This is a genomic window from Bradyrhizobium sp. 87, from assembly GCF_023073015.1.
In the GTDB taxonomy this organism is placed as follows: domain Bacteria; phylum Pseudomonadota; class Alphaproteobacteria; order Rhizobiales; family Xanthobacteraceae; genus Bradyrhizobium; species Bradyrhizobium canariense_D.
In genome coordinates this window covers 1-1,389 of sequence record NZ_JADPIQ010000096.1, presented here as the reverse complement: position 1 = coordinate 1,389, position 1,389 = coordinate 1, and the positions used below count along the sequence as shown (strand labels likewise).

Sequence of the window (1,389 nt, the reverse complement as noted above, 5' to 3'; positions counted from 1 at the left end):
CACACATGGGGTAATTCCGGGCTCGGAGCCATACTCAGGCTCTGCGAATCAGCTCTCCAGGACTCGACGAGGCCTACCCCAGGGCCTTGCAATGATGGAGAGAGGCAATGGAGCACTATGTCGGATTAGACGTGTCCCTGAAACTGACTTCGATCTGCATCGTCGATCGGACCGGAAAGGTCGAGCGCGAAGGGGTGGTTACGTCTGACCCGGAGGCGATCGCGACGTTCATCAAATTGCACGCGTCACACGTCGTTCGGATTGGACTCGAGACCGGAGCAACGTCGACATGGCTGTGGACCGAACTGAATAAGATCGGGTTACCCGTTATCTGCATTGACGCCAGGCATGCGAAGGCGGTTCTGAAGATGCAGATCAATAAGAGCGACCGAAATGACGCTGCTGGCATAGCGCGCATCATGCAATGTGGTTGGTACAAGGAGGTTTGCGTCAAGGATCTCGACAGTCATGCGACCAAAGCCCTTCTTGTCAGTCGAGCTCTGCTCGTCAAGATCAAGCGGGATATCGAAAATCAAATCCGGGGGCTCCTCAAGAATCTTGGGCTCGTCATCGGACGAGCAAAGATGAATGTGTTTGCTGTGCGCGCTGCGCAGTTGGCCGAGCAACGGTCAGAGCTTTTTGCCGCGGTCGATCCATTGCTGAAGGCACGCGAGGCCGTCGAGCAACAGATTGAGGACCTTGACCGCAAGGTGCTGCGGCTGGCTCGCAACAATGCTCACGTGCGACGGTTCATGACGGCTCCTGGCGTCGGCCCGGTCACGGCCCTTTGCTTCCTTGCGACGATCGATGACCCCGCTCGCTTCAAGAGGTCACGAAGCGTCGGAGCCTACGCAGGGCTAACGACTCGCCGATACGCATCCGGGGAGATTGACTGGACGGGCCGAATCTCGAAATGCGGCGATAAGATGCTGCGAAGTTACCTCTACGAGGCGGCCAATGTGCTGCTGACGCGCGTAGCAAAATGGTCAGCACTAAAAGCGTGGGGTATTCGGCTTGCGAAACGAAGCGGCCTACGCAAAGCCAAGGTTGCGGTTGCCCGAAAACTTGCTGTCATTCTGCATCGGATGTGGATCGACTACCGAATTTAAATGGTCATCAAGGGATGCTGCTGATCAGCCTGCATAAAGGATAAACGAGTTCCCGCCGAACAGCGGGAGCGAACGTCCCTGCCGGGACGCTGGCGTTGGTGAGATCGCCCCTGGCTTTGCGGTGCTCGAAAGGGCAAAGCGCGCTTCACACATTGATCCGCTAACGTCATCTTACGCCATCATGCGGAGGGCACGCCCCTACCGCGGAGAGAACCATGGACCCGGCAAGGATGTTCAAGGAGAGCTTGACCTCACGCCCGGAATTAGAGAACAGCCAGGG

1 pseudogene is annotated in these 1,389 nt (G+C 57.2%); it reads left to right on the top strand.

Annotated elements, in window-relative coordinates:
• Positions 1-107: 107 nt before the first annotated feature.
• Positions 108-1,146 (top strand): annotated as a pseudogene (locus tag IVB50_RS26045) (IS110 family transposase).
• The last annotated feature ends 243 nt before the right edge of the window (positions 1,147-1,389 follow it).